This window comes from Amycolatopsis sp. NPDC051102 (assembly GCF_040682815.1).
In the GTDB taxonomy this organism is placed as follows: domain Bacteria; phylum Actinomycetota; class Actinomycetes; order Mycobacteriales; family Pseudonocardiaceae; genus Amycolatopsis.
Genome location: NZ_JBFBBT010000024.1, coordinates 20993 through 45664, shown reverse-complemented (window position 1 = coordinate 45664; position 24672 = coordinate 20993). Strand labels below are relative to the sequence as shown.

Here is a 24672-nt window from a genome sequence, read left to right as displayed (position 1 = left end):
GAACGGCCGATCCGATCCCACTGCATCACCCGACCGGGTAATGGGTAGGTTTCGGCCGGAGAGGGAAGCAGGGGGACAACGCGCGAGGAGTGTGTGATGACCAGCACCGAAGGGGCCGGAGGCCCGGCCGAAGAACCGAAGTCGACGGGCAGCCACGCGGCCCCGGAGGGGGCGGGCATCCACCCGTTGATCGACCTGTCCCGCGACCCCAACCCGGGCAAGCCGGACCACGCCAAGCCCGACGAGGACTGAGGCGGCCGGGGTCAGGGGCCGGTCCGGGAGACCGGAGCGCTCCTGGCCCGCGGCGGGGGACCGGGACTCGCGACTCCGGCGGCGCCCGCCCCGCTGCGGCGCCCGCTCCGGCGGCGGTGAGGCCGCACCGGCAGCGCACCGGACCGGCTGGACGTGCCGTGAGCGGCCGCCCAACTGCCCGCCCGAGGCCGCTCGCCGCCCGGGTCCAGACCGCGGAATGTCCCGCCACCACCGGACGTTGACCACTAAGCACCACCCGGCCCGGCCTCCCGCCGCACCCGCGCGCCGAGGCGTGCGTTCGCGCGCGACCCGAGGTGTGGAATGTCCCGCAGCCCAGGGGCGTTGAGAGGTACGCTGGAGGTTCGTCGACCTACAGACCCCCCGCCGCGCTCCTCCCGGATCCGGGCGGGTATCTTTGGAGACCGTGCCCGGCATGCGTCGGGCCGCTCCGCGTGCCGTGCGCATGGGCGGGGTGCTCAGGCACCCGGTCACCGGCTTCGGCAGGTCGGGGTTCCGACGGAAATCCCTCCGGGAAGTTACCGGTCGCGAGACCGTGACGCGGGCCGACACGCCCGACCGCGGGGGCCGGTGAAGACACGAAGAAGCAGATCACGACAGGAAGCTGGTCCATTGCCCACGATCCAGCAGCTGGTCCGCAAGGGCCGCCAGGACAAGGCTGCCAAGCAGAAGACCGCGGCCCTCAAGGGGAGCCCGCAGCGGCGCGGCGTGTGCACCCGCGTGTACACCACCACCCCCAAGAAGCCGAACTCGGCGCTGCGCAAGGTCGCGCGTGTGAAGCTGACCAGCGGCATCGAGGTCACCGCCTACATCCCCGGTGAGGGCCACAACCTGCAGGAGCACTCGATGGTGCTCGTGCGTGGTGGTCGTGTGAAGGACCTTCCGGGTGTCCGTTACAAGATCATCCGCGGTTCGCTCGACACGCAGGGTGTCAAGAACCGCAAGCAGGCGCGCAGCCGGTACGGCGCGAAGAAGGAGAAGAGCTAATGCCCCGCAAGGGTCCGGCCCCGAAGCGGCCGCTGATCTCCGACCCCGTCTACGCCTCCCCGCTGGTCACCCAGCTGGTGAACAAGGTGCTGAAGGACGGGAAGCGGTCCCTGGCCGAGCGCATCGTGTACGGCGCGCTCGAAGGCGCTCGCGAGAAGACGGGCACCGACCCGGTCGTCACGCTGAAGCGCGCCCTCGACAACGTGAAGCCCACCATCGAGGTGAAGAGCCGCCGCGTCGGTGGTGCCACCTACCAGGTGCCGATCGAGGTCAAGCCGGGTCGCTCCACGACGCTGGCGCTGCGCTGGCTGGTCTCCTTCTCGCAGGCCCGCCGCGAGAAGACGATGATCGAGCGCCTGCAGAACGAGCTCCTGGACGCTTCCAACGGCCTCGGTGCCTCCGTGAAGCGTCGCGAAGACACGCACAAGATGGCCGAGTCCAACCGGGCCTTCGCGCACTACCGCTGGTGATGACCGCCCGGCTGTCGACCAAGCCATGCCGGGCCCCAAGCTTGAGAACAGGGGAACACTCTCGTGGCACGTGAAGTGCTGACCGACCTGAACAAGGTCCGCAACATCGGCATCATGGCCCACATCGACGCCGGCAAGACGACCACCACCGAGCGGATCCTGTTCTACACCGGGGTCAACTACAAGATCGGTGAAGTCCACGACGGCGCCGCCACCATGGACTGGATGGAGGAGGAGCAGAAGCGGGGTATCACCATCACCTCGGCTGCCACCACCACCTTCTGGGACGACCACCAGATCAACATCATCGACACCCCCGGGCACGTCGACTTCACCGTCGAGGTGGAGCGCAACCTCCGGGTGCTCGACGGTGCGGTCGCCGTCTTCGACGGCAAGGAAGGCGTCGAGCCGCAGTCCGAGCAGGTCTGGCGGCAGGCGGACAAGTACGACGTCCCGCGCATCTGCTTCGTCAACAAGATGGACAAGCTGGGCGCGGACTTCTACTACACCGTGAAGACCATCGTGGACCGCCTCGGCGTCCGCCCGCTGGTCATCCAGTTGCCGATCGGCGCCGAGAACGACTTCGAAGGCGTCGTCGACCTGGTCCGCATGAAGGCGCTGACCTGGCGCGGCGAAGTCCAGAAGGGCGAGGACTACTCGATCGAGGACATCCCGGCCGACCTGGCCGAGAAGGCCGCCGAGTACCGCGAGAAGCTCGTCGAGACCGTCGCCGAGGCGGACGACGCGCTGATGGAGAAGTTCCTCGAGGGTGAGGAGCTGACGGAGGCCGAGATCAAGGCCGGCATCCGGAAGCTCACCATCACCAGCCAGGTCTTCCCGGTGCTGGCCGGTTCCGCGTTCAAGAACAAGGGCGTGCAGCCCATGCTCGACGCGGTCATCGACTACCTGCCGACCCCGCTGGACGTCCCGGCCGTCGAGGGCCTGCTGCCCGACGGCGAGACCGTGGCCACCCGCAAGGCGTCGGTCGACGAGCCGTTCGCCGCGCTCGCGTTCAAGATCGCCGCGCACCCGTTCTTCGGCAAGCTGACCTACATCCGGGTGTACTCGGGCAAGGTCGCCGCCGGCGCGCAGGTCATCAACGCGACCAAGGAGCGCAAGGAGCGCATCGGGAAGATCTTCCAGATGCACTCCAACAAGGAGAACCCGGTCGACGACGCCCAGGTCGGCCACATCTACGCGGTCATCGGGCTGAAGGACACCACCACGGGCGACACCCTGGCGGACCCGCAGAACCCGATCGTGCTGGAGTCGATGACGTTCCCCGAGCCGGTCATCCGGGTCGCGATCGAACCGAAGACGAAGGCCGACCAGGAGAAGCTGTCCCTGGCGATCCAGAAGCTGGCCGAAGAGGACCCGACGTTCCAGGTCAAGCTGGACGAGGACACCGGCCAGACGATCATCGCGGGCATGGGCGAGCTGCACCTCGAGGTGCTGGTGAACCGGATGAAGTCCGACTACAAGGTCGAGGCGAACATCGGCAAGCCGCAGGTCGCCTACCGTGAGACGATCAAGAAGACGGTCGACAAGCTCGACTACGTCCACAAGAAGCAGACCGGTGGTTCCGGCCAGTTCGCGAAGGTCATCGTGAAGCTGGAGCCGCTCGAGCGCACCGACGGCGCGCTCTACGAGTTCGACAACAAGGTGACCGGTGGTCGCGTGCCGCGGGAGTACATCCCGTCGGTGGATGCGGGCGCGCAGGACGCGATGCAGTACGGCGTCCTGGCCGGCTACCCGCTCGTCGGGTTGAAGTTCACCCTGTTGGATGGTGCTTACCACGAGGTCGACTCTTCGGAGATGGCGTTCAAGATCGCCGGTTCCATGGCGATGAAGGAAGCCGCGAAGAAGGCCGGCCCGGTGATCCTGGAGCCGATGATGGCGGTCGAGGTGACCACGCCCGAGGACTACATGGGTGACGTCATCGGTGACCTCAACTCCCGCCGTGGTCAGATCCAGGCCATGGAGGAGCGGGCGGGCATCCGCGTCGTGAAGGCGCTGGTCCCGCTGTCGGAGATGTTCGGCTACGTCGGCGACCTGCGGTCCCGCACCCAGGGCCGGGCGAACTACTCCATGTTGTTCGACTCCTACGCCGAGGTTCCCGCGAACGTCGCGAAGGAAATCATCGCGAAGGCGACGGGGGAATAACTCCCCCAGCGCTCGCGGGCATTAAGGGACTCTCCTGAACGTCCGCAGCACCGACGAAGGAACAATCGTGGGGCGGCAGCCACGCCGCCCCACGAGCACAAAGCGAAATCAGTCCAGGAGGACATTCCAGTGGCGAAGGCGAAATTCGAGCGGACCAAGCCGCACGTCAACATCGGCACCATCGGTCACGTTGACCACGGCAAGACGACTCTGACCGCGGCTATCACCAAGGTGCTGCACGACAAGTACCCGGAGCTGAACGAGTCGCGGGCGTTCGACCAGATCGACAACGCGCCGGAAGAGAAGCAGCGCGGCATCACGATCAACATCTCGCACGTCGAGTACCAGACCGAGAAGCGTCACTACGCGCACGTCGACGCCCCGGGTCACGCGGACTACATCAAGAACATGATCACCGGTGCCGCCCAGATGGACGGCGCGATCCTGGTCGTGGCCGCCACCGACGGCCCGATGCCGCAGACCCGTGAGCACGTGCTGCTCGCCCGCCAGGTCGGCGTGCCCTACATCGTGGTCGCGCTGAACAAGGCCGACATGGTCGACGACGAGGAGATCCTCGAGCTCGTCGAGCTGGAGGTCCGCGAGCTGCTGTCCTCGCAGGAGTTCCCGGGCGACGACGCGCCGGTCGTGCGCGTTTCCGGCCTGAAGGCCCTCGAGGGCGACGAGAAGTGGTCCGAGGCCGTTCTCGAGCTGATGAGCGCCGTCGACGACAACGTGCCGGACCCGGTGCGTGAGCTCGACAAGCCGTTCCTGATGCCGATCGAGGACGTCTTCACCATCACCGGTCGTGGCACCGTGGTGACCGGTCGCGTCGAGCGCGGCCAGATCAACGTCAACGAAGAGGTCGAGATCGTGGGTATCCGCGAGAAGTCGACCAAGACCACCGTCACCGGTGTCGAGATGTTCCGCAAGCTGCTCGACTCGGGCCAGGCGGGCGACAACGTCGGCCTGCTGGTCCGCGGCATCAAGCGCGAGGACGTCGAGCGCGGCCAGGTCGTCGTGAAGCCGGGTACCACCACCCCGCACACCGACTTCGAGGGCCGGGTCTACATCCTGTCGAAGGACGAGGGTGGCCGTCACACCCCGTTCTTCAACAACTACCGCCCGCAGTTCTACTTCCGCACCACCGACGTGACCGGCGTCGTGACCCTCCCCGAGGGCACCGAGATGGTCATGCCGGGCGACAACACCGACATCTCGGTCCAGCTGATCCAGCCGGTCGCGATGGACGAGGGTCTGCGCTTCGCCATCCGCGAGGGTGGCCGGACCGTCGGCGCGGGCCAGGTTACCAAGATCAACAAGTGATTTAGGCGCCCTGACCCGGGGCAATACACCCCCGGGTTCGGGGCGTCAAATCACGTGTGCGACACTATTCAGGTTGCTCGTCCTGGGGCGGCCGATCCTTTCGAGGGTCCGGCCGCTCCGGTGCGAGTGGCCACGGTCCGCCGAGCTCTTCCTTCGGGTTGCAGGCGAGCGGGCAAGGGCAGTGAGGCGGTCCAGCCGGCTCATAGCCTCCTCACGTTGAGGAAGACCAGGCAAGACGACGATCCCGCGGGATCCGTCTGTGCGTCGGGCGCGACACGCCCGACCGCGTGGACCGGGGACAGGGCCGTTGAACTGCGGAAACCCAGGCTCAGGGTGGCAACACCCAGCGGGGTTTGTGAGATAGCGGCACGAGACGACAAGGAACGAGCAGCCACCATGGCGGGACAGAAGATCCGCATCCGGCTCAAGGCCTACGACCACGAGGCGATCGACACCTCGGCGCGCAAGATCGTGGAGACGGTCACGCGCACCGGCGCCCGGGTTGTCGGGCCGGTGCCGCTGCCCACCGAGAAGAACGTTTACTGCGTCATCCGCTCGCCGCACAAGTACAAGGACTCGCGCGAGCACTTCGAGATGCGCACGCACAAGCGTCTGATCGACATCCTCGACCCGACGCCGAAGACGGTCGACGCGCTCATGCGCATCGACCTGCCGGCGAGCGTCGACGTCAACATCCAGTAAGCGTTGGGCGAGCGGCGGAGATAAGAGACTCATGTCTGACAGGCAGATGAAGGGCATCCTGGGCACCAAGCTCGGCATGACCCAGGTCTTCGACGAGCAGAACCGGGTTGTCCCGGTCACCGTCGTGAAGGCCGGTCCGAACGTGGTCACCCAGGTTCGGACCCAGGAAAAGGACGGCTACAAGGCCGTGCAGCTGGCGTTCGGCGCGGTCGACCCGCGCAAGGTGAACAAGCCGCGCACGGGCCACTTCGACAAGGCGGGCGTGACCCCGCGCCGGTTCCTCGCCGAGCTGCGCACCACCGACGCCGAGACCTACGAGGTCGGCCAGGAGATCACCGCCGAGGTGTTCGCCGCCGGCGTCGAGGTCGACGTGACCGGTACCAGCAAGGGCAAGGGCTACGCGGGTGTCATGAAGCGCCACGGCTTCAAGGGCCAGGGCGCGAGCCACGGTGCCCAGGCCGTGCACCGCAAGCCGGGTTCGATCGGTGGCTGCGCCACCCCCGGCCGCGTCTTCAAGGGCCTGCGCATGGCGGGCCGGATGGGCAACGACCGGGTCACCACGCAGAACCTGACCGTGCACGCCGTGCGTGCCGACGACGGCCTGCTGCTGATCAAGGGCGCCGTGCCCGGTCCCAAGGGCGGCGTGCTGTTCGTTCGCAGCGCCGCGAAGGGTGGTAACTCCGAATGACAAGCGTCGAGCTGAAGACCCCGGCCGGTAAAGCCGACGGCACCGTGGACCTCCCCGAGGAGATCTTCGACGTGCAGGCCAATGTCGCGCTGATGCACCAGGTCGTGGTGGCCCAGCAGGCCGCCGCTCGCCAGGGCACGCACGACACGAAGACCCGTGGTGAGGTTCGCGGTGGCGGCAAGAAGCCGTACCGCCAGAAGGGCACCGGCCGTGCCCGCCAGGGTTCGACCCGCGCGCCGCAGTTCGCCGGCGGTGGCGTCGTCCACGGCCCCACGCCGCGTGACTACTCCCAGCGCACCCCGAAGAAGATGAAGGCCGCCGCCCTGCGTGGCGCCCTCTCCGACCGGGCCCGCGCCGGCCAGCTGCACGTCGTCACCGAGCTGGTGACCGGTGAGAAGCCGAACACCAAGGCCGCCAAGGCCGCTCTCGCCGCGGTGACGCTGGCGAAGCGCGTGCTCGTGGTGCTGCACCGGGACGACGAGCTGAGCTGGGTTTCCCTGCGGAACCTGCCCGAGGTGCACATCCTCTGGGCCGACCAGCTCAACACCTACGACGTGCTGGTCAACGACGACGTCGTGTTCACCAAGGCCGCGTACGACGCGTTCGTCGCCGGCCCCGTCCGCGGTAAGACCGTCAAGGCTTCCGCGCGGTCGGGCGAGGTCACGGAAGGGAGTGACGAGAAGTGAGTTCGGTCGCCATTCCGGACCCCCGCGACATCCTGCTCGCGCCGGTCATCTCCGAGAAGTCCTACGGGCTGCTCGAGGACCACAAGTACACGTTCATCGTCCGCCCGGACGCCAACAAGACCCAGATCAAGATCGCGGTCGAGAAGGTGTTCGGCGTCAAGGTGGTCAGCGTCAACACGGCCAACCGCCAGGGCAAGCGGAAGCGGACTCGCGCCGGCTTCGGCAAGCGCAAGGACACCAAGCGCGCCATCGTGACTCTTTCGCCCGAGAGCAAGGCGATCGAGATCTTCGGCGGACCCACCGCGTAAAGGACTGAGCTGACAATGGGCATCCGCAAGTACAAGCCGACGACCCCGGGTCGTCGCGGTTCGAGCGTCTCGGACTTCGCCGAGATCACCCGCTCCACTCCGGAGAAGTCGCTGCTTCGTCCGCTGAGCGGTTCGGGCGGTCGCAACTCGTCCGGCAAGATCACCACCCGGCACAAGGGTGGCGGCCACAAGCGCGCTTACCGCGTCATCGACTTCCGTCGCAATGACAAGGACGGCATCCCCGCCAAGGTGGCGCACATCGAGTACGACCCCAACCGGTCCGCTCGCATCGCGCTGCTGCACTACGCCGACGGCGAGAAGCGCTACATCATCGCGCCGGAGAAGCTGAAGCAGGGCGACACCGTCGAGAACGGCCCCCGGGCCGACATCAAGCCGGGCAACAACCTGCCGCTGCGCAACATCCCGGTCGGCACCGTGATCCACGCGATCGAGCTCCGCCCCGGTGGCGGCGCGAAGATGGCGCGGTCCGCCGGCGCGAAGGTGCAGCTCGTCGCCAAGGACGGTCCGTACGCCCAGCTGCGTCTCCCCTCGGGTGAGATCCGCAACGTGGACGTGCGCAACCGCGCCACGGTCGGCGAGGTCGGCAACTCCGAGCACGCCAACATCAACTGGGGCAAGGCCGGCCGCAACCGCTGGCGCGGCAAGCGCCCCACGGTCCGTGGTGTCGTCATGAACCCGGTCGACCACCCGCACGGTGGTGGTGAGGGTAAGACCTCCGGTGGTCGCCACCCGGTCAACCCGAACGGTAAGCCCGAGGGCCGCACGCGTCGCCGCAAGGCGTCCGACGCCCTCATCGTCCGCCGCCGGCGTACCGGCAAGAACAAGCGCTGAGCAGGGAGGTAGAACCAAATGCCACGTAGCCTCAAAAAGGGCCCGTTCGTGGACGACCACCTGCTCAAGAAGGTGGACGCGCTGAACGAATCGGGCAAGAAGACCGTGATCAAGACTTGGTCGCGGCGTTCCACGATCATCCCGGATTTCCTGGGTCACACGATCGCGGTGCACGACGGCCGCAAGCACGTCCCGGTGTTCGTCACCGAGGCGATGGTGGGTCACAAGCTGGGCGAGTTCGCCCCGACGCGGACCTTCAAGGGCCACATCAAGGACGACCGCAAGTCGCGCCGCCGCTGAGCGGGCACGATAAGAGACAAGGGAAGTAGCGATGAACGCCCAGAACGACGCGACGACCGAGGCTGAACTGCCTACGGCGTACGCGCGGGCTCGCTTCGTCCGGGACTCGCCCACCAAGGTGCGCCGGGTGATCGAGCTCATCAAGGGACGTAGCGCCGCCGACGCCTTGGCCGTGCTCCGGTTCGCCCCGCAGGCGGCCAGCGAGCCGGTCGCGAAGGTGCTCGCCAGCGCCGTGGCCAACGCCGAGAACAACCTTCAGCTGGACCCGGAGACGCTCTGGGTCAAGAACGCGTACGCCGACGAGGGCCCCACCCTCAAGCGCATCCGCCCGCGGGCCCAGGGCCGCGCGTACCGGATCCGCAAGCGGACCAGCCACATCACCGTCGAGGTGGAGTCGCGTCCGGCCGTCGCGCAGAAGGCTCAGAGCAAGAAGAAGGCAGGTGGCCGGTAGTGGGCCAGAAGATCAACCCGCACGGTTTCCGCCTGGGTATCACCACGGACTGGAAGTCGCGCTGGTACGCCGACAAGCAGTACGCCGAGTACGTGGCCGAGGACGTCAAGATCCGCAAGCTCCTCGCCACGGGCATGGAGCGCGCCGGCATCTCCAAGGTCGAGATCGAGCGCACCCGTGACCGCGTCCGCGTGGACATCCACACCGCCCGGCCGGGCATCGTCATCGGCCGCCGCGGCGCGGAGGCCGACCGGATCCGCGGCGCGCTGGAGAAGCTGACCAAGAAGCAGGTCCAGCTGAACATCCTCGAGGTCAAGAACCCCGAGGCCGACGCCCAGCTGGTCGCCCAGGCGGTCGCGGAGCAGCTCTCCAACCGCGTGGCGTTCCGCCGCGCGATGCGGAAGGCGATCCAGACCTCCATGCGCTCGCCGCAGGTCAAGGGCATCCGCGTGCAGTGCGGCGGTCGTCTCGGCGGTGCCGAGATGTCCCGCTCCGAGCACTACCGCGATGGCCGCGTCCCGCTGCACACGCTGCGCGCCGACATCGACTACGGCTTCTTCGAGGCCAAGACGACGTTCGGTCGCATCGGCGTCAAGGTGTGGATCTACAAGGGTGAGCTCGTCGGTGGCCTGAAGGCCCGCGAAGCCCGTGACGCCGCCGAGCGCGCGCCGCGCGGTGGTCGCGACCGCAGCGACCGGCCGTCCCGTCCGCGTCGTTCCGGCGCCTCGGGCACCACCGCCACCTCGACCGAAGCCGGTCGTGCGGCCGCTGCCGCCACGACCGAGGCCCCGGCGGCTCCGGCCACCGAGACCGCAGAAAAGACGGAGGGCTGAGACGTGCTCATCCCGCGCAGGGTCAAGCACCGGAAGCAGCACTCCCCGAAGCGCCACGGCGCCGCCAAGGGTGGCACGAAGGTCAGCTTCGGCGAGTACGGCATCCAGGCGCTTGAGCACAGCTACGTGACGAACCGGCAGATCGAGTCCGCTCGTATCGCCATGACCCGTCACATCAAGCGTGGTGGCAAGGTGTGGACGACCATCTACCCGGACCGCCCGCTGACCAAGAAGCCGGCCGAGACCCGGATGGGTTCCGGTAAGGGTTCGCCCGAGTGGTGGATCGCCAACGTGAAGCCGGGTCGCGTGATGTTCGAGATCTCGTTCCCGAACGAGGAGACGGCTCGCGAGGCGCTGCGCCGCGCGATCCACAAGCTGCCCATGAAGTGCCGCATCGTGACCCGTGAAGGTGGTGAGTTCTGATGGCTAACGCAGGTGCCGCACAGGCATCGGAGCTGCGTGAGCTCACCGCGGAAGAGCTCGTCCTGCGTCTGAAGGAATACAAGGAGGAGCTGTTCAACCTCCGCTTCCAGATGGCGACCGGGCAGCTCGACAACAACCGCCGTCTGCGCACCGTCCGCACGGACATCGCGCGGATCTACACGGTCATGCGCGAGCGCGAACTCGGCCTGTCCGTGGCCCCCGACGCCGAGAGTGAAGGTGCCGCATGAGCGAGCCCACCACCGAGACGCCGGCCCGGAACGACCGCAAGGTCCGCGAGGGCTACGTCGTCTCGGACAAGATGAACAAGACGATCGTGGTCGAGCTCGAGGACCGCAAGAAGCACCCCCGTTACTCGAAGGTCGTCCGCTCCACCACCAAGGTGAAGGTGCACGACGAGAACAACGAGGCGGGCGTGGGCGACCGGGTCACCCTGATGGAGACCCGCCCGCTGTCGGCGACGAAGCGCTGGCGCCTGGTGCAGATCGTGGAGAAGGCCAAGTAAGCAGGGCTCTCATCGAGAGTCTTTAGTTCCGCAAGGCTCGCCACTGTGAAACCTCACAAGCGGGCGAGAACCGGCGCGACATACAGGAGTTGACGTGATCCAGCAGGAGTCGCGGCTTCGGGTAGCCGACAACACGGGTGCGAAGGAAATCCTCTGCATCCGCGTTCTCGGTGGCTCCGGGCGGCGCTACGCCGGCATCGGCGACATCATCGTCGCCACCGTGAAGGACGCCATCCCGGCTGCCGGGGTGAAGAAGGGCGACGTCGTCAAGGCCGTCATCGTCCGCACGGTCAAGGAGCGCCGTCGTCCGGACGGTTCCTACATCCGGTTCGACGAGAACGCCGCCGTGCTCATCAAGAACGACAACGAGCCCCGCGGCACCCGCATCTTCGGTCCGGTGGGCCGCGAGCTGCGCGACCGAAAGTTCATGAAGATCATTTCGCTCGCGCCGGAGGTGCTGTGATGAAGGTGAAGAAGGGCGACACGGTCGTCGTCATCGCCGGCAAGGACAAGGGCGCCAAGGGCAAGGTCATCCAGGCTTACCCGGAGCGCGAGCGCGTGCTGGTCGAAGGCGTGAACCGGATCAAGAAGCACACGCGGATCAGCCAGACCCAGCGCGGTGCGCAGTCCGGCGGCATCGTCACGCAGGAGGCGCCCATCCACGTCTCGAACGTGATGGTCGTCGACTCGGACGGCAAGCCGGCCCGGGTGGGTTACCGCATCGGCGAGGACGGCAAGAAGGTCCGGATCTCGCGCCGGAACGGTAAGGACATCTGATGACCACCGCAGAGAAGACCTCTCCGCGCCTCAAGGTGCGGTACCGCGAGGAAATCAAGGGCCAGCTGCAGGCTGAGTTCTCCTTCGGCAACGTCCACCAGATCCCGGGCGTGACGAAGGTCGTCGTGAACATGGGCGTCGGTGACGCCGCCCGCGACAGCAAGCTGATCGAGGGCGCGGTCAAGGACCTCGCCCTGATCACGGGCCAGAAGCCCGAGGTCCGGAAGGCCCGCAAGTCCATCGCGCAGTTCAAGCTGCGCGAGGGTCAGCCGATCGGCGCGCGCGTCACGCTGCGCGGCGACCGGATGTGGGAGTTCCTCGACCGGCTGCTGACCATCGCGCTGCCGCGTATCCGCGACTTCCGCGGGCTTTCGCCGAAGCAGTTCGACGGCCACGGCAACTACACGTTCGGTCTCAACGAGCAGTCGATGTTCCACGAGATCGACCCCGACTCCATCGACCGCCCGCGCGGCATGGACGTCACCGTCGTCACGACCGCCACGAACGACGACGAGGGCCGGGCGCTGCTGCGCAAGCTCGGCTTCCCGTTCAAGGAGAACTGAGCCCATGGCCAAGAAAGCCCTGGTCCACAAGGCCTCGAAGAAGCCGAAGTTCGCCGTGCGCGCCTACACCCGCTGCCAGCGGTGCGGCCGTCCGCACGCCGTGTTCCGCAAGTTCGGGCTCTGCCGGATCTGCCTTCGCGAGATGGCGCACGCGGGCGAGCTGCCCGGCGTCCGCAAGTCCAGCTGGTAAGAGCTTCTTTTTAACTCCAGATTCGCCACAGGCCCCGCCCGCTCCGGCGGGCGGGGAACCAGGCGAGAAAGGTTGACAGGTCACCATGACGATGACCGACCCCATCGCAGACTTCTTGACGCGTCTGCGTAACGCGAACTCGGCGTACCACGACGAGGTCAAGCTCCCGCACTCGAAGCTCAAGGCGAACATCGCCGAGATCCTCAAGCGTGAGGGGTACATCGCGGGTTACCACGACGAGCCGGGCGAGAAGCACAAGAACCTCGTCGTCGAGCTCAAGTACGGCCCCAACCGTGAGCGGAGCATCGCCGGCCTGCGGCGCGTCTCCAAGCCTGGTCTGCGGGTCTACGCAAAATCGACCGAGCTGCCGTCCGTGCTCGGCGGGCTGGGCATCGCGATCATTTCGACGTCCGGCGGTCTGCAGACCGACCGGCAGGCCAAGCGCAACAGCGTGGGCGGCGAAGTCCTCGCCTACGTCTGGTAAGGGAAGGGGTACAGGCATGTCACGCATCGGAAAGCTGCCGGTCGCCGTCCCTTCCGGGGTCGAGGTGACCATCGACGGTCAGCAGATCAAGGTCAAGGGGCCCAAGGGCACCCTGGAGCACACCGTCGCCGAGCCGATCACCGTCGAGCGCGACGAGGACGGCACGCTGCTGGTCAAGCGCCCGGATGACGAGCGCACCAGCAAGGCGCTGCACGGTCTCACCCGTACGCTGGTGAACAACCTCGTCGTCGGCGTCACCGCCGGCTACGAGAAGAAGATGGAAATCCACGGCGTGGGTTACCGCGTGCAGGCCAAGGGCTCGGACCTCGAGTTCGCCCTCGGCTACTCGCACCCGGTCAAGATCGAGGCCCCGGAGGGCATCACCTTCAAGGTGGAGACCCCCACCCGGTTCTCGGTCTCGGGCATCGACAAGCAGAAGGTCGGCCAGATCTCGGCCGTCATCCGCAAGCTGCGGCGCCCGGACCCGTACAAGGGCAAGGGCCTGCGCTACGAGGGTGAGAAGATCCGCCGCAAGGTCGGAAAGACGGGTAAGTGATCATGAGCGACACGACTACGAAGCGCAAGCCGGTGGGCAAGGACATCTCGACCCGCCGCCGCGTCGCGAAGGCCCGTCGGCACTTCCGGCTCCGCAAGAAGGTCTCGGGCACCGACCAGCGTCCGCGCCTGGTCGTCAAGCGGTCCTCGCGGCACATCGCCGTGCAGGTGATCGACGACCTCGCCGGCCACACGCTGGTGTCGGCGTCCACCCTCGAGGCGGACGTCCGGGCGGTCGACGGCGACAAGAAGGCCAAGGCCGCCAAGGTCGGGGAACTCGTCGCCGCGCGGGCCAAGAACGCCGGGATCTCGGCTGTGGTGTTCGACCGTGGGGGCAACGCCTACCACGGCCGCATCGCCGCGCTCGCCGACGCCGCCCGTGAGGCGGGGTTGGAGTTCTGACGATGCAGAAGCTTGTTAACGGAAGGAAAGCCTGATGCCGGGACGTACACGGCAATTCGGCGGCGGACAGGGCGGACCCGGCGGGCAGGGCGGCAACGACCGCAATGAACGTCGCGGTGGCGGCCGGGACCGGCGCGACAGCGGCCGTGGCGGGGCCGGCCAGGACAAGACCCCGCACCTCGAGAAGGTCGTGACGATCAACCGCGTCGCCAAGGTCGTCAAGGGTGGTCGTCGCTTCAGCTTCACCGCCCTGGTGGTCGTCGGTGACGGCGACGGTCAGGTCGGCGTCGGCTACGGCAAGGCCAAGGAAGTTCCCGCGGCCATCGCCAAGGGCGTCGAGGAAGCGAAGAAGAACTTCTTCCGCGTTCCGCGCGTCGGCGGCACCATTCCCCACCCGATCACGGGTGAGGAAGCCGCTGGTGTCGTCCTGCTCCGCCCGGCTTCCGCCGGTACCGGCGTCATCGCCGGTGGCCCGGTGCGCGCCGTGCTGGAGTGCGCGGGTGTCCACGACGTGCTGTCGAAGTCGCTCGGCTCCGACAACGCGATCAACATCGTGCACGCGACCGTGGCGGCCCTGAAGGGTCTGCAGCGTCCCGAAGAGGTGGCGGCCCGCCGTGGCCTGCCGCTCGAGGACGTCGCTCCGGCCCGGATGCTGCGCCAGCGTGCCGGCCAGGGAGTCTGACATGGCTGAGCTCAAGGTCACCCAGGTCAAGAGCAAGATCGGCACGAAGCACGCTCACCGCGAATCGCTGCGCACCCTCGGGCTGCGCAAGATCCGCCAGAGCGTCGTGCGTGAAGACACCCCCCAGGTGCGCGGCCTGATCCACACCGTCCGCCACCTGGTGGAGGTCGAGGAGGTCAAGGCATGACGGCCATCAAGATCCACCACCTGCGTCCGGCTCCGGGCGCCAAGCGCGACAAGATCCGCGTGGGCCGTGGTGAGGGCTCGAAGGGCAAGACGGCCGGTCGCGGTACGAAGGGCACCAAGGCCCGGAAGAACGTGCCGGCCCGGTTCGAGGGTGGGCAGATGCCCATCCAGATGCGGCTCCCGAAGCTCCGCGGCTTCAAGAACCGCTTCCGCACCGAGTACCAGCCGGTGAACGTGGGCGACATCGCCCGCGTCTTCCCGGACGGCGGCACCATCGGCGCCGACGAGCTGGTCAAGGGCGGTCTGGTCCGCAAGGGCAAGCTGGTGAAGGTCCTCGGCAACGGCGACGTGAACGGCGTCAAGCTGAACGTCACCGCCGACGCGTTCTCCGGTTCCGCCAAGGAGAAGCTCGAAGCGGCCGGTGGCTCCGCCACCACCAACTGAAGTTCGCAGTAACCGGAAGGCCCGCCTGGTCCAGCCAGGCGGGCCTTCCGTCGTTTGCGCGGTTGTCCGGTCCGGCCGGGCAGATGCCTTGCCGCCACGGGGCAACCCGACGGAGGATCACAAGGTGGACAGATCGCCGCAGGACCCGCCCGAGCCGGCGGCCTCGCCGTCCGATGCCGCGGAGTCGCCGCTGAGCTTCCCCGTCGAGGCCCCGCGGCCGTCGGGCCCGGAGCCGGGCGCGGGAGTTCCCCTGGCCGGCCCGCCGCCGGGGGAGGAGCCGCTCGTTTTCCCGGTGGAGGCCGCGCTGCCTGCGACGCCGGAAGCTTCAGAGCCTTTCGCCGGCCCGCCGCCTGGGGAGTCGCTGGTGTTCCCCGTCGAAGCCCCTCGGCCTGCCGGCCCCGAGCCGGGCGGCGGGGCACAGGCGCCCTTCCCAGGCGCGGTTCCGCAGCCCGGCCCGCCACCCCAGCCTCTCCACCCCGCAGCGCCGCTCCCATACCCCGTCGCGCAGCTGCCAGGCGCCCCCACGACGCCTCCACCAGCCCCTGAGCCGCCGCAAACCGCCGCTCCGGCGTCCGAGTCCCCGAACCCCGCCCTGCGGTTCCTGCCGCCCATTCTCGCTCTCGTCGCCGCCCTGATGACCGCCCTCGGGGCCTTCCTGCCGCTGTTCCGGATCCGGCAGAGCCTCGGGGCCGTCCAGCGGTTCCTCGAAGCCCAGATGACCGTCACCGAGACCGCCTGGGGCAGCTCCTTCGAAGTCCCCGGCCAGGAGGTCGTCGACCAGCAGGGCTCGCCGGTCGGCGTTCCGCTGCTCGTCGCCGTCGCCGTGCTGGTCGCCGGGGCGCTCATCACCTTCGTGCGGCCGGGGCCAGGCCGGTGGCTGGTCGCCGCCGGTGCCGTCTTCGCCGCCGGGGTGGTCGCCACCGTCGGCATGGACGGCATCGGGTGGTCCGTCTCCGCCCGCGGCGAGAGCCTCGACGTCGCCCTTGCGCCCGGCATGTGGCTGCTGATCGGCGGGACCGTCACCGCGGCTGCCGCCGCGGTGCTGACCGGCCTGCCGCACCGGCGGCCCGGCTGGGCCGATCCGGCCGTCGCCTACGCCGACACCCCGACCCCGCCCTCCGGCGTCGCCATCACCGTCCTGCCGCCGGACGAACCCGGCCACCCGGCCGGCGGACGCCCCTGAGCGTTACGCCGGGGGCGAACAGCGGGCATGAGCCGTCCCGCAGTTCAGGGCGCATTTCCGGGGCGGAGCGCGGGGGACGTGTGATCCACATCTGTCAAGCAATACGGCCAAGACGGCGATGTGGATCAACCCGCCGGAGCAACCTTGGTACGGAAAACGCACACGGACTGCGGACACGCCCTGTGAAGCTGTTAGAGTCGGCGACACGCTTCGGGACGAGTGTGCCCCGAAGCGTTCCTGGCTTGCGTGCCAGTAGTGCTGTGTGTTCCTGCCGGCCACCGTGCCGGCCAAGCCGATCGTCGGTTAGGACAGCCGACGACGCCGAGGAGGTCCCCCGCGTGCTCAGCGCCTTCCGCTCGGCTCTCGCGACGCCGGATCTACGCAAGAAGATCCTGTTCACGCTAGCCATCGTCGCGGTTTACCGAATCGGTGCGACCATTCCGGCGCCCGGCATCTCATACGGTGCCGTACAGGCTTGTAGCTCACAGGCGCAGCAGGAGGGCGTCTACCAGCTGCTGAACCTGTTCAGCGGTGGTGCGCTGCTGCAGCTGTCGCTCTTCTCGACCGGCATCATGCCGTACATCACGGCGAGCATCATCATCCAGCTGCTCACCGTGGTCATCCCGCGGTTCGAGGAGCTGAAGAAGGAAGGGCAGTCCGGCCAGGGCAAGCTGACCCAGTACACCCGGTACCTGACGGTCGCGCTGGCGATCCTGCAGGCCACCGGCGTGGTCGCGCTCGCGGACCGCAAGCAGCTCTTCCCCGACTGCCAGTCGCCGATCATCCCGGACAACAGCGTCTACTCGCTGGCCATCATCGTCATCACGATGACGGCGGGCACCGCCGTCATGATGTGGCTGGGCGAGCTGATCACCGAGCGCGGCGTCGGCAACGGCATGTCCGTCCTGATCTTCCTGAACATCGCGGCCCGCATCCCGGTCGAGGGCGGCAACATCCTCAGCAACGCGGGTGGGCTCGGCCTGGCGATCGTCTGCGTCTTCGGCCTGGTGATCATCGCCAGCGTCATCTTCGTCGAGCAGGGGCAGCGCCGGATCCCGGTGCAGTACGCCAAGCGCATGATCGGCCGCCGGATGTACGGCGGCACGTCGACCTACCTGCCGATCAAGGTCAACCAGGCCGGTGTCATCCCGGTCATCTTCGCGTCGTCCCTGCTGTACCTGCCGGACCTGATCAGCCGCCTCGTCGGCGACCAGAACAGCAACTCCGGCTGGCAGGTCTTCATCAAGAACTACATCGTGAACCAGTCCAGCTGGGTGCACATCGCGCTGTACTTCGGCCTGATCATCTTCTTCACGTACTTCTACATCACGATCACGTTCAACGTGGACGAGCGTGCGGAAGAGATGAAGAAGTTCGGCGGGTTCATCCCCGGCATCCGCCCGGGCCGCCCGACGGCTGAGTACCTGAGCTTCGTGCTCGGCCGGATCACCCTGCCGGGTTCGCTGTACCTGGGCATCATCGCGATCCTTCCGAACTTCTTCCTGTCGGTGACCGGTAGCGGGAACAACCAGAACTTCCCGTTCGGTGGCACGGCTGTGCTGATCATGGTCGGTGTCGGCCTCGACACCGTGAAGCAGATCGAAAGCCAGCTGATGCAGCGCAACTACGAAGGGTTCTTGAAGTGACGCGTCTGGTTCTCGTGGGTCCGCCCGGCGCGGGCAAGGGTACGCAGGCGGTGGCCCTGTCGGAGCAGCTGCGCGTCCCGCACATCTCCACGGGTGACCTGTTCCGCGCCCACGTCGGCCAGGAGACCCCGCTCGGCCAGGAGGCGAAGCGTTACCTGGACTCGGGCGAGCTCGTGCCCGACTCGGTGACCAACGAAATGGTCCGCGAGCGGCTGGCCGAGCCGGACGCCAAGGTCGGCTTCCTGCTCGACGGCTTCCCCCGCAACACGAAGCAGGCCGAGGTTCTCGGCGAGATCCTGGGCGACGCGGACGTTTCGCTCGACGCGGTGATCCAGCTGCAGGTTCCGGAGGACGTCGTCGTCGGGCGGCTCATGTCGCGCGGCCGGGCGGACGACACCGAAGAGGTCATCCGCCGCCGTCAGCAGATCTACGTCTCGGACACCGCGCCGCTGCTCGAGTACTACGCCGACATCCTGGTGACCGTCGACGGCGTCGGCAGCGTCGAAGAGATCTCCGGGCGGGTCCTGGCCGCCCTGCGCGACCGCACGTGAACCTCGGAGGACTGCGTGTTCTGCAAGTGCTCCGGCGCGGGCGCATGATCGAGGTCAAGACCCCGGACGAGCTGCAGGCGATGCGGGCGGCCGGCCTGGTCGTCGCCCGCACGCTCGCGGCGGTCCGCGCCGCGGCGAAGCCGGGTGTCAGCACCGCCGAGCTCGACGAGCTGGCCGAGCAGACGATCCGGGACGCCGGCGCGGTGCCGTCGTTCAAGGGCTACCACGGCTTCCCGGCGTCCATCTGCGCGTCGGTGAACGAGCAGATCGTCCACGGCATCCCGGCGAAGAGCCAGGTGCTGGCCGACGGCGACATCATCTCCGTCGACTGCGGCGCGATCCTCGACGGCTGGCACGGCGACTCCGCCGTCACGCTGGCCATCGGCCAGGTCGCCGACGCCGACCTGGCGCTGTCCGCGGCGACCGAGGCGGCGATGTGGGCGGGGATCGAGGCCGTCACCCCCGGTGGCCGGCTGACCGACATCTCCTTCGCCGTCCAGTCCGCCGCCGAGCGCGCGGGCCGTGACGACGGCATCGAGTACGGGATGATCGTCGAGTACGGCGGCCACGGCATCGGCCGCCAGATGCACATGGACCCGTTCCTGCCGAACGTCGGCAAGCCGGGCAAGGGCCCGCGGCTCAAGCCGGGCATGGCCCTGGCGATCGAGCCGATGCTGACCGGCGGCGGCGGCGAGACCCGCGAGCTGGACGACGGCTGGACGGTCGTCACGGCCGACGGCTCCCGCGCGGCCCACTGGGAGCACACCGTCGCGATCACCGAAGACGGCCCCTGGGTGCTCACCGCTCCGGAAGACGTCTGACCTGCGCATTCGCGCGTTGGCGGCTCGTCAACGCGGTGATCTCTTACCATGGTCACCCCCGGTTTGGGGGTCGCGACACGTGTTGCGTACACTGTCAAGTCGGCGCACTTATCGCGCCCGGATCCTGCGCGCTCGTGAATTCACGGTCTACTGGGACTCGGGCACTGGTGTGCCGACGTACCGCCCAACCCCGGCACTAGTGCTCCGGTTGGTCACAGAGTGTAGTGACATGCGACAGGAAATGCGGAGGACATGGCGAAGAAAGACGGGGCCATCGAGGTCGAAGGCCGCGTAGTCGAGCCGCTCCCCAACGCGATGTTCCGCGTCGAGTTGGAGAACGGTCACAAGGTCCTGGCACACATCAGCGGCAAGATGCGGCAGCACTACATCCGCATCCTGCCGGAGGACAGGGTTGTCGTGGAGCTGTCGCCCTACGACCTCTCTCGTGGTCGCATCGTCTACCGCTACAAGTGATCACGAAGAGCAGCTCAACAGCAGGAGAGCAGAAGACGTGAAGGTCCAGCCGAGCGTCAAGAAGATCTGCGACAAGTGCAAGGTGATCCGCCGTCACGGCCGGATCATGGTGATCTGCGAAAACCTGCGGCACAAGCAGCGGCAGGGCTGATCACCCAGCACTCGACCAGAGTGGCTTGACGGCTACACAACCTCCCCGCACCTGCCGGTTCACGCGAGTGAACCGGTTCACCCCCGGGCTTCAGGCCGGGGCCGGGACACCCGAAGCGCAAGCCGAGGGCACGACAGGCGAGTCGGTCCCGGAACCGGACGGGGAGCAGACCTGAAGATGAAACCGAAGAAGGAGCATCAACGCCAATGGCACGACTCGCTGGCGTAGACCTCCCCCGCGAAAAGCGGTTGGAGATCGCGCTTACCTACATCTACGGCATCGGCCGTACCCGCTCGAAGCAGCTCATCAAGGCTGCCGAGCTCAACGCGGACACCCGCGTCAAGGACCTCAGCGATGACGACCTCGCGAAGCTGCGTGTGTACATCGAAGAGAACTTCAAGGTCGAGGGTGACCTTCGCCGTGAGGTGAACGCCGACATCCGTCGGAAGATCGAGATCGGGTGCTACGAGGGCCTTCGCTGGCGCCGCGGACTTCCCGTCCGTGGGCAGCGCACGAAGACCAACGCCCGTACCCGCAAGGGTCCGAAGAAGACGGTCGCCGGCAAGAAGAAGGCTGGCAAGAAGTGAGCGTCCAGGGCAAGAAGGTCGTGCAGATGGGTGGCGTTCACCGCCGCGGCTCGGCTTGTGTCTCGCCCAAGGCGCTCTACGCCCGCCCGATGGCGCTCCGCAACCTGTACACCGACGCCGGTTCGATCATCCGGCGCGGCCAGGCCGAAGCGGTCGCCGCTCACCAAGAGAACGCGCGCTAACAGGAGATCCCTCACAACATGCCACCGAAGTCTCGTACTGCGGCCGGGGCCAAGAAGGTCCGCCGCAAGGAAAAGAAGAATGTCGCGCACGGTCACGCGCACATCAAGAGCACCTTCAACAACACCATCGTCTCGATCACGGACCCGACCGGTGCCGTGATCGCGTGGGCGTCGAGTGGTCACGTGGGCTTCAAGGGCTCGCGCAAGTCCACCCCGTTCGCCGCGCAGATGGCTGCTGAGAACGCTGCCCGCAAGGCCGCCGAGCACGGCATGAAGAAGGTCGACGTCTTCGTGAAGGGCCCGGGTTCGGGCCGCGAGACGGCGATCCGCTCGCTGCAGGCGGCCGGCCTCGAGGTCGGCACCATCCAGGACGTGACCCCGCAGCCTCACAACGGCTGCCGCCCGCCCAAGCGGCGCCGGGTCTGAGGAACGGGGAGGAGTAAGAAGAAATGGCTCGTTACACCGGCCCCGCGACGCGTATTTCGCGTCGCCTCAAGGTTGACCTCATCGGCGGCGACCAGGCTTTCGAGCGTCGCCCCTACCCGCCGGGCCAGCACGGCCGCGGGCGCATCAAGGAGTCCGAGTACCTCCTGCAGTCGCAGGAGAAGCAGAAGGCTCGCTACACCTACGGCGTTCTCGAGCGTCAGTTCGTCCGGTACTACAAGGAAGCCGTCCGGCGTCCCGGCAAGACCGGTGAGAACCTGCTGCAGATCCTCGAGTCCCGCCTGGACAACGTGATCTACCGCGCCGGCATCGCCCGCACCCGCCGTCAGGCGCGGCAGCTGGTGAGCCACGGCCACTTCCTGGTCAACGGCCAGAAGGTGAACGTCCCGTCGTTCCAGGTCACCAAGTGGGACATCATCGACGTGCGGCCGAAGTCCATGGGCATGCTGCCGTTCGTGGCGGCGAAGGAGTCCTTCGGCGACCGCCCGATCCCGGCGTGGCTGCAGGTCGTCCAGTCCAACCTCCGCGTGCTGGTCCACCAGCTCCCGGAGCGTGCGCAGATCGACGTTCCGGTTCAGGAACAGCTGATCGTCGAGCTCTACTCGAAGTAGTCCGGCCCCGGCTGGAGTACGGGCGGCGGCGCAACAGGTGCGCCGCCGCCTACGCCATCCCTTCGACGTCATATGGCGGGCGTCGTCTGGAAAGGAAAACAAGGAATGCTGATTTCCCAGCGGCCGGCTCTCGGCGAAGAGACGGTCAACGAGACCCGCTGCCGGTTCACCATCGAACCGCTGGAGCCCGGCTTCGGCTACACGCTCGGCAACTCGCTGCGTCGTACGCTGCTGTCGTCCATCCCGGGCGCGGCCGTGACGAGCATCCGCATCGACGGCGTGCTGCACGAGTTCACCACCGTTCCCGGGGTGAAGGAAGACGTCACCGACATCATCCTGAACCTCAAGGAGCTCGTGGTGTCCTCGGAAGAGGACGAGCCGGTCACCATGTACCTGCGCAAGCAGGGCCCGGGTGAGGTCACGGCGGCCGACATCGTGCCGCCGGCGGGTGTCACCGTGCACAACCCGGATCTGCACATCGCGTCGCTGAACGGCAAGGGCAAGCTCGAGATCGAGCTCGTCGTCGAGCGCGGCCGCGGTTACGTTCCGGCCCTGCAGAACAAGCAGGCGGGCGCGGAGATCGGCCGGATCCCGGTCGATTCGATCTACTCGCCGGTGCTCAAGGTGACCTACAAGGTCGAGGCCACCCGTGTCGAGCAGCGCACCGACTTCGACAAGCTGATCCTGGACGTCGAGACCAAGCCGTCGATCACGCCGCGCGACGCGGTCGCGTCGGCCGGCAAGACGCTGGTGGAGCTGTTCGGTCTCGCCCGCGAGCTGAACGTCGACGCCGAGGGCATCGAGATCGGCCCGTCGCCGCAGGAGGCGGACACCATCGCCGCCTACGCGATGCCGATCGAGGACCTGGACCTCACCGTCCGGTCGTACAACTGCCTCAAGCGCGAGGGCATCCACACGGTGGGCGAGCTCGTCTCGCGCAGCGAGGCGGACCTGCTCGACATCCGCAACTTCGGCGCCAAGTCGATCGACGAGGTCAAGCTGAAGCTCGTCGGTCTCGGCCTCGCGCTGAAGGACAGCCCGCCCGGGTTCGACCCGACCGCGGCGGCCGCCAGCTACGACGGTGAAGGCTGGTCGGAGGGTGTCGGTGGCATCGCCGACGGGATTTCGGACGGCCACGACGATGGCCAGGACTACGCAGAGACCGAGCAGCTCTAGGGCTCTGTGCCTGGACGCTGCGAGCTGAACTAGTAGGAGAACCAATGCCCACCCCTACCAAGGGAGCCCGGCTCGGCGGGTCGTCCGCGCACGAGCGGCTGATCCTGGCCAACTTGGCCACGCAGCTGTTCGAGCACGGCAAGATCACGACCACCGAGGCGAAGGCCCGCCGGGTCCGCCCGCTGGCCGAGAAGCTGATCACGAAGGCGAAGCGGGGCGACCTGCACAACCGCCGTCAGGTGCAGAAGGTCGTCCGTGACAAGGACGTCGTGCACAAGCTGTTCGCCGAGATCGGTCCGCACTTCGCGGAGCGTCCGGGCGGCTACACCCGGATCACCAAGACGATGGCGCGCAAGGGCGACAACGCCGCCATGGCCGTCATCGAGCTGGTGTCCGAGAAGACGGTGACTTCGGAAGCCGAGCGCGCTCGGAAGACGAAGTTCGCGAAGGACGAGAAGGCCGCCGCTCCGGCTGCTGCCGAGGAGACCACCGAGGCGCCCGCCGCCGAGGAGACTCCGGCCGAGGACACCGCGGCCGCCGAGACCGAGGCTCCGGCCTCGGACGACGCGGACGCGGACGCCAAGAAGGACTGACGTCCTGACGGCCGCTTCGACACCGGACGAGCCCGCCACTCCCCCTGGGGAGGGCGGGCTCGTTCGTCTGCGCCTGGACGTCTCCTACGACGGCACGGACTTCTCGGGCTGGGCCCGCCAGCCGGGCCGCCGCACGGTCCAGGGGCTCCTGGAGGAGGCGCTGCAGCGGCAGCCGCCCGGGGCCTCGGTGCCCAAGTCCGTGGTCGTGGCGGGCCGCACGGACGCCGGTGTGCACGCGACCGGCCAGGTGGTGCACGTCGACGTGGTGCCGCATGCCGAGCCGTCCGGCCGCATTCCCGTGTCCCCTGAGGGCATCCCGGACCTGACGCGCATGACGGGCCGCTGGAACCGCCTCCTGCCGGGCGACGTCCGGGTGCTGGGCGCCCGGGTCGCGCCCGAGGGGTTCGACGCGCGGTTCTCGGCGATCCGCCGTCACTACCGCTACCGCGTCTCCGACGCACCCTGGGGCGTGGACCCGTTGCGCCGCCACGACACCCTGGCCTGGAACCGTCCACTGTCGACGGACGCGATGAACGCCGCGGCGGCGGAGTTGCTGGGCCTGCACGACTTCGCGGCGTACTGCAAGCAGCGCGAGACGGGCACGACGATCCGCGAGCTGCAGCGCCTGGCGTGGACGCGGATCGACGAGCACCTGCTGGAGGTCGAGGTCTCGGCGGACGCGTTCTGCCACTCGATGGTCCGCAGCCTGGTGGGCGTGCTGCTGCTGGTCGGCGACGGCCGCCGCACCGACGCGTGGCCGGCGAAGGTACTGGAGAGCGGTATCCGCGACAGCGCGGTCGCCCCGGCCCACGGCCTGACGCTCACCGCCGTCGACTACCCGCCCGACGCCGAACTCGCGGCCCGGGCCGCCCAGACCCGCAACGTCCGCACCACCCCGTCGTGGGGGGGGGGGGGGGTGGGCGGGGGGAAGCCCCCCCCCCCCCCCCGGCGAGGGGGGCGGGCCGCGCCGGGGGGGGCCCCCCCGCGCGGG

37 protein-coding genes and 2 pseudogenes are annotated in these 24672 nt (G+C 68.0%); all 39 read left to right on the top strand.

Going from position 1 to position 24672, the window contains the following annotated elements; translation table 11 throughout:
• The first annotated feature begins 96 nt into the window (after positions 1-96).
• The gene (locus tag AB0M93_RS40815; RefSeq protein ID WP_364284794.1) at positions 97-252 is read left to right on the top strand and encodes a hypothetical protein; all 156 of its coding nucleotides are present in this window, start codon (positions 97-99) and stop codon (positions 250-252) included.
• A 630-nt stretch (positions 253-882) separates the two neighbouring features.
• Positions 883-1257 carry a 30S ribosomal protein S12 gene (gene rpsL, locus AB0M93_RS40810; protein ID WP_003102113.1) on the top strand — a complete coding sequence of 125 codons (375 nt, stop codon included), beginning with the start codon at positions 883-885 and terminating at the stop codon, positions 1255-1257.
• Positions 1257-1727 carry a 30S ribosomal protein S7 gene (gene rpsG, locus AB0M93_RS40805; protein ID WP_003102106.1) on the top strand — a complete coding sequence of 157 codons (471 nt, stop codon included), beginning with the start codon at positions 1257-1259 and terminating at the stop codon, positions 1725-1727. Before rpsL ends, rpsG begins: the two co-directional genes overlap by 1 nt.
• A 63-nt stretch (positions 1728-1790) precedes the next feature.
• The gene (fusA, locus tag AB0M93_RS40800) at positions 1791-3890 is read left to right on the top strand and encodes an elongation factor G (RefSeq protein WP_364284792.1); all 2100 of its coding nucleotides are present in this window, start codon (positions 1791-1793) and stop codon (positions 3888-3890) included.
• Between the two features lie 129 nt (positions 3891-4019).
• The gene (gene tuf, locus AB0M93_RS40795; RefSeq protein WP_086842945.1) at positions 4020-5213 is read left to right on the top strand and encodes an elongation factor Tu; all 1194 of its coding nucleotides are present in this window, start codon (positions 4020-4022) and stop codon (positions 5211-5213) included.
• A gap of 396 nt (positions 5214-5609) precedes the next feature.
• The gene (gene rpsJ / locus AB0M93_RS40790) at positions 5610-5915 is read left to right on the top strand and encodes a 30S ribosomal protein S10 (protein WP_003102098.1); all 306 of its coding nucleotides are present in this window, start codon (positions 5610-5612) and stop codon (positions 5913-5915) included.
• 31 nt (positions 5916-5946) lie between these two features.
• Positions 5947-6603, top strand: coding sequence for a 50S ribosomal protein L3 (rplC, locus tag AB0M93_RS40785; RefSeq protein WP_043781926.1), 657 nt, complete (start codon positions 5947-5949; stop codon positions 6601-6603).
• Positions 6600-7289 (top strand): 50S ribosomal protein L4, encoded by a 690-nt coding sequence (gene rplD / locus AB0M93_RS40780; protein WP_364284789.1) that lies wholly within the window; start codon positions 6600-6602, stop codon positions 7287-7289. The genes rplC and rplD overlap by 4 nt, the downstream gene beginning before the upstream one ends.
• Positions 7286-7597, top strand: coding sequence for a 50S ribosomal protein L23 (rplW, locus tag AB0M93_RS40775; RefSeq protein ID WP_003102087.1), 312 nt, complete (start codon positions 7286-7288; stop codon positions 7595-7597). Before rplD ends, rplW begins: the two co-directional genes overlap by 4 nt.
• A 15-nt stretch (positions 7598-7612) precedes the next feature.
• A complete protein-coding gene (rplB, locus tag AB0M93_RS40770) occupies positions 7613-8449 on the top strand; it encodes a 50S ribosomal protein L2 (protein WP_003102084.1) in 837 nt (278 codons plus the stop codon).
• Positions 8450-8467: 18 nt separating this feature from the next.
• Positions 8468-8749, top strand: coding sequence for a 30S ribosomal protein S19 (gene rpsS / locus AB0M93_RS40765; protein ID WP_003102083.1), 282 nt, complete (start codon positions 8468-8470; stop codon positions 8747-8749).
• A 31-nt stretch (positions 8750-8780) separates the two neighbouring features.
• On the top strand, positions 8781-9200 hold the full coding sequence (rplV, locus tag AB0M93_RS40760) for a 50S ribosomal protein L22 (RefSeq protein WP_013222606.1): 420 nt from the start codon (positions 8781-8783) through the stop codon (positions 9198-9200).
• Positions 9200-10033 (top strand): 30S ribosomal protein S3, encoded by an 834-nt coding sequence (gene rpsC / locus AB0M93_RS40755; protein WP_176173271.1) that lies wholly within the window; start codon positions 9200-9202, stop codon positions 10031-10033. Before rplV ends, rpsC begins: the two co-directional genes overlap by 1 nt.
• A 3-nt stretch (positions 10034-10036) precedes the next feature.
• A complete protein-coding gene (gene rplP / locus AB0M93_RS40750; RefSeq protein ID WP_004558864.1) occupies positions 10037-10456 on the top strand; it encodes a 50S ribosomal protein L16 in 420 nt (139 codons plus the stop codon).
• Positions 10456-10704 carry a 50S ribosomal protein L29 gene (gene rpmC, locus AB0M93_RS40745; protein WP_013222608.1) on the top strand — a complete coding sequence of 83 codons (249 nt, stop codon included), beginning with the start codon at positions 10456-10458 and terminating at the stop codon, positions 10702-10704. The genes rplP and rpmC overlap by 1 nt, the downstream gene beginning before the upstream one ends.
• On the top strand, positions 10701-10979 hold the full coding sequence (gene rpsQ, locus AB0M93_RS40740; protein WP_013222609.1) for a 30S ribosomal protein S17: 279 nt from the start codon (positions 10701-10703) through the stop codon (positions 10977-10979). The genes rpmC and rpsQ overlap by 4 nt, the downstream gene beginning before the upstream one ends.
• A gap of 94 nt (positions 10980-11073) precedes the next feature.
• Complete coding sequence (gene rplN / locus AB0M93_RS40735) at positions 11074-11442, top strand: 50S ribosomal protein L14 (protein WP_004558867.1); 369 nt, start codon at positions 11074-11076, stop codon at positions 11440-11442.
• On the top strand, positions 11442-11756 hold the full coding sequence (gene rplX, locus AB0M93_RS40730; protein ID WP_013222610.1) for a 50S ribosomal protein L24: 315 nt from the start codon (positions 11442-11444) through the stop codon (positions 11754-11756). Before rplN ends, rplX begins: the two co-directional genes overlap by 1 nt.
• A complete protein-coding gene (gene rplE / locus AB0M93_RS40725; RefSeq protein WP_020643209.1) occupies positions 11756-12319 on the top strand; it encodes a 50S ribosomal protein L5 in 564 nt (187 codons plus the stop codon). Before rplX ends, rplE begins: the two co-directional genes overlap by 1 nt.
• Before the next feature lie 4 nt (positions 12320-12323).
• On the top strand, positions 12324-12509 hold the full coding sequence (locus AB0M93_RS40720; protein ID WP_285988108.1) for a type Z 30S ribosomal protein S14: 186 nt from the start codon (positions 12324-12326) through the stop codon (positions 12507-12509).
• An 85-nt stretch (positions 12510-12594) separates the two neighbouring features.
• Positions 12595-12993: a 30S ribosomal protein S8 gene (gene rpsH / locus AB0M93_RS40715; RefSeq protein WP_004558871.1), complete on the top strand. Its 399-nt coding sequence runs from the start codon at positions 12595-12597 to the stop codon at positions 12991-12993.
• Positions 12994-13009: 16 nt separating this feature from the next.
• Positions 13010-13549 carry a 50S ribosomal protein L6 gene (gene rplF / locus AB0M93_RS40710; RefSeq protein WP_013222612.1) on the top strand — a complete coding sequence of 180 codons (540 nt, stop codon included), beginning with the start codon at positions 13010-13012 and terminating at the stop codon, positions 13547-13549.
• A 2-nt stretch (positions 13550-13551) separates the two neighbouring features.
• On the top strand, positions 13552-13950 hold the full coding sequence (gene rplR, locus AB0M93_RS40705; protein ID WP_167441519.1) for a 50S ribosomal protein L18: 399 nt from the start codon (positions 13552-13554) through the stop codon (positions 13948-13950).
• A gap of 34 nt (positions 13951-13984) precedes the next feature.
• A complete protein-coding gene (gene rpsE, locus AB0M93_RS40700) occupies positions 13985-14632 on the top strand; it encodes a 30S ribosomal protein S5 (protein WP_013222614.1) in 648 nt (215 codons plus the stop codon).
• 1 nt (position 14633) lies between these two features.
• Positions 14634-14819, top strand: a complete 186-nt coding sequence (gene rpmD / locus AB0M93_RS40695; RefSeq protein WP_155548877.1) for a 50S ribosomal protein L30 — start codon at positions 14634-14636, stop codon at positions 14817-14819.
• Positions 14816-15262: a 50S ribosomal protein L15 gene (gene rplO, locus AB0M93_RS40690; RefSeq protein ID WP_086842934.1), complete on the top strand. Its 447-nt coding sequence runs from the start codon at positions 14816-14818 to the stop codon at positions 15260-15262. The genes rpmD and rplO overlap by 4 nt, the downstream gene beginning before the upstream one ends.
• Positions 15263-15896: 634 nt before the next feature.
• Positions 15897-16445 carry a hypothetical protein gene (locus AB0M93_RS40685; protein ID WP_364284785.1) on the top strand — a complete coding sequence of 183 codons (549 nt, stop codon included), beginning with the start codon at positions 15897-15899 and terminating at the stop codon, positions 16443-16445.
• 338 nt (positions 16446-16783) lie between these two features.
• Positions 16784-18091: a preprotein translocase subunit SecY gene (secY, locus tag AB0M93_RS40680; RefSeq protein WP_004558878.1), complete on the top strand. Its 1308-nt coding sequence runs from the start codon at positions 16784-16786 to the stop codon at positions 18089-18091.
• Positions 18088-18642 carry an adenylate kinase gene (locus AB0M93_RS40675; protein ID WP_364284783.1) on the top strand — a complete coding sequence of 185 codons (555 nt, stop codon included), beginning with the start codon at positions 18088-18090 and terminating at the stop codon, positions 18640-18642. Before secY ends, AB0M93_RS40675 begins: the two co-directional genes overlap by 4 nt.
• 44 nt (positions 18643-18686) lie before the next feature.
• Positions 18687-19463 carry a type I methionyl aminopeptidase gene (map, locus tag AB0M93_RS40670; protein ID WP_364284781.1) on the top strand — a complete coding sequence of 259 codons (777 nt, stop codon included), beginning with the start codon at positions 18687-18689 and terminating at the stop codon, positions 19461-19463.
• Between the two features lie 252 nt (positions 19464-19715).
• Entirely contained in the window at positions 19716-19937 is a 222-nt protein-coding gene (gene infA / locus AB0M93_RS40665) for a translation initiation factor IF-1 (protein ID WP_004558881.1), read from the top strand.
• 37 nt (positions 19938-19974) lie between these two features.
• Positions 19975-20088: a 50S ribosomal protein L36 gene (rpmJ, locus tag AB0M93_RS40660; protein ID WP_004558882.1), complete on the top strand. Its 114-nt coding sequence runs from the start codon at positions 19975-19977 to the stop codon at positions 20086-20088.
• 206 nt (positions 20089-20294) lie between these two features.
• The gene (gene rpsM, locus AB0M93_RS40655) at positions 20295-20675 is read left to right on the top strand and encodes a 30S ribosomal protein S13 (protein ID WP_034285908.1); all 381 of its coding nucleotides are present in this window, start codon (positions 20295-20297) and stop codon (positions 20673-20675) included.
• The gene (locus AB0M93_RS40650; protein WP_004558884.1) at positions 20672-20857 is read left to right on the top strand and encodes a hypothetical protein; all 186 of its coding nucleotides are present in this window, start codon (positions 20672-20674) and stop codon (positions 20855-20857) included. The genes rpsM and AB0M93_RS40650 overlap by 4 nt, the downstream gene beginning before the upstream one ends.
• 18 nt (positions 20858-20875) lie before the next feature.
• Positions 20876-21283, top strand: a complete 408-nt coding sequence (rpsK, locus tag AB0M93_RS40645; protein ID WP_004558885.1) for a 30S ribosomal protein S11 — start codon at positions 20876-20878, stop codon at positions 21281-21283.
• Positions 21284-21306: 23 nt separating this feature from the next.
• Positions 21307-21912 (top strand): 30S ribosomal protein S4, encoded by a 606-nt coding sequence (gene rpsD, locus AB0M93_RS40640; RefSeq protein ID WP_043781959.1) that lies wholly within the window; start codon positions 21307-21309, stop codon positions 21910-21912.
• Positions 21913-22017: 105 nt separating this feature from the next.
• A complete protein-coding gene (locus tag AB0M93_RS40635; protein ID WP_364284779.1) occupies positions 22018-23088 on the top strand; it encodes a DNA-directed RNA polymerase subunit alpha in 1071 nt (356 codons plus the stop codon).
• Between the two features lie 44 nt (positions 23089-23132).
• Positions 23133-23582: pseudogene (gene rplQ, locus AB0M93_RS40630) on the top strand (50S ribosomal protein L17); the annotation flags it as partial.
• A 172-nt stretch (positions 23583-23754) separates the two neighbouring features.
• A pseudogene (gene truA, locus AB0M93_RS40625) lies at positions 23755-24573 on the top strand (tRNA pseudouridine(38-40) synthase TruA); the annotation flags it as partial.
• Positions 24574-24672 lie beyond the last annotated feature (99 nt).

Bases quoted from the DNA above. Each gene is read 5' to 3' on its own strand.
- rplR (WP_167441519.1), top strand. From the start codon at position 13,552: ATGAGCGACACGACTACGAAGCGCAAGCCGGTGGGCAAGGACATCTCG.
- rpmD (WP_155548877.1), top strand. From the start codon at position 14,634: ATGGCTGAGCTCAAGGTCACCCAGGTCAAGAGCAAGATCGGCACGAAG.
- infA (WP_004558881.1), top strand. From the start codon at position 19,716: ATGGCGAAGAAAGACGGGGCCATCGAGGTCGAAGGCCGCGTAGTCGAG.
- map (WP_364284781.1), top strand. From the start codon at position 18,687: ATGATCGAGGTCAAGACCCCGGACGAGCTGCAGGCGATGCGGGCGGCC.
- rpsE (WP_013222614.1), top strand. From the start codon at position 13,985: ATGCCGGGACGTACACGGCAATTCGGCGGCGGACAGGGCGGACCCGGC.
- rplV (WP_013222606.1), top strand. From the start codon at position 8,781: ATGAACGCCCAGAACGACGCGACGACCGAGGCTGAACTGCCTACGGCG.
- rplD (WP_364284789.1), top strand. From the start codon at position 6,600: ATGACAAGCGTCGAGCTGAAGACCCCGGCCGGTAAAGCCGACGGCACC.
- rplB (WP_003102084.1), top strand. From the start codon at position 7,613: ATGGGCATCCGCAAGTACAAGCCGACGACCCCGGGTCGTCGCGGTTCG.
- rplF (WP_013222612.1), top strand. From the start codon at position 13,010: ATGTCACGCATCGGAAAGCTGCCGGTCGCCGTCCCTTCCGGGGTCGAG.
- rplO (WP_086842934.1), top strand. From the start codon at position 14,816: ATGACGGCCATCAAGATCCACCACCTGCGTCCGGCTCCGGGCGCCAAG.
- rplE (WP_020643209.1), top strand. From the start codon at position 11,756: ATGACCACCGCAGAGAAGACCTCTCCGCGCCTCAAGGTGCGGTACCGC.
- rpsD (WP_043781959.1), top strand. From the start codon at position 21,307: ATGGCTCGTTACACCGGCCCCGCGACGCGTATTTCGCGTCGCCTCAAG.
- rpsM (WP_034285908.1), top strand. From the start codon at position 20,295: ATGGCACGACTCGCTGGCGTAGACCTCCCCCGCGAAAAGCGGTTGGAG.
- AB0M93_RS40720 (WP_285988108.1), top strand. From the start codon at position 12,324: ATGGCCAAGAAAGCCCTGGTCCACAAGGCCTCGAAGAAGCCGAAGTTC.
- rpsS (WP_003102083.1), top strand. From the start codon at position 8,468: ATGCCACGTAGCCTCAAAAAGGGCCCGTTCGTGGACGACCACCTGCTC.
- AB0M93_RS40635 (WP_364284779.1), top strand. From the start codon at position 22,018: ATGCTGATTTCCCAGCGGCCGGCTCTCGGCGAAGAGACGGTCAACGAG.
- rpsJ (WP_003102098.1), top strand. From the start codon at position 5,610: ATGGCGGGACAGAAGATCCGCATCCGGCTCAAGGCCTACGACCACGAG.
- AB0M93_RS40815 (WP_364284794.1), top strand. From the start codon at position 97: ATGACCAGCACCGAAGGGGCCGGAGGCCCGGCCGAAGAACCGAAGTCG.
- rpmC (WP_013222608.1), top strand. From the start codon at position 10,456: ATGGCTAACGCAGGTGCCGCACAGGCATCGGAGCTGCGTGAGCTCACC.
- rpsH (WP_004558871.1), top strand. From the start codon at position 12,595: ATGACGATGACCGACCCCATCGCAGACTTCTTGACGCGTCTGCGTAAC.
- rpsK (WP_004558885.1), top strand. From the start codon at position 20,876: ATGCCACCGAAGTCTCGTACTGCGGCCGGGGCCAAGAAGGTCCGCCGC.
- rplX (WP_013222610.1), top strand. From the start codon at position 11,442: ATGAAGGTGAAGAAGGGCGACACGGTCGTCGTCATCGCCGGCAAGGAC.
- rpsG (WP_003102106.1), top strand. From the start codon at position 1,257: ATGCCCCGCAAGGGTCCGGCCCCGAAGCGGCCGCTGATCTCCGACCCC.
- AB0M93_RS40685 (WP_364284785.1), top strand. From the start codon at position 15,897: ATGACCGCCCTCGGGGCCTTCCTGCCGCTGTTCCGGATCCGGCAGAGC.
- rplC (WP_043781926.1), top strand. From the start codon at position 5,947: ATGTCTGACAGGCAGATGAAGGGCATCCTGGGCACCAAGCTCGGCATG.
- rpsQ (WP_013222609.1), top strand. From the start codon at position 10,701: ATGAGCGAGCCCACCACCGAGACGCCGGCCCGGAACGACCGCAAGGTC.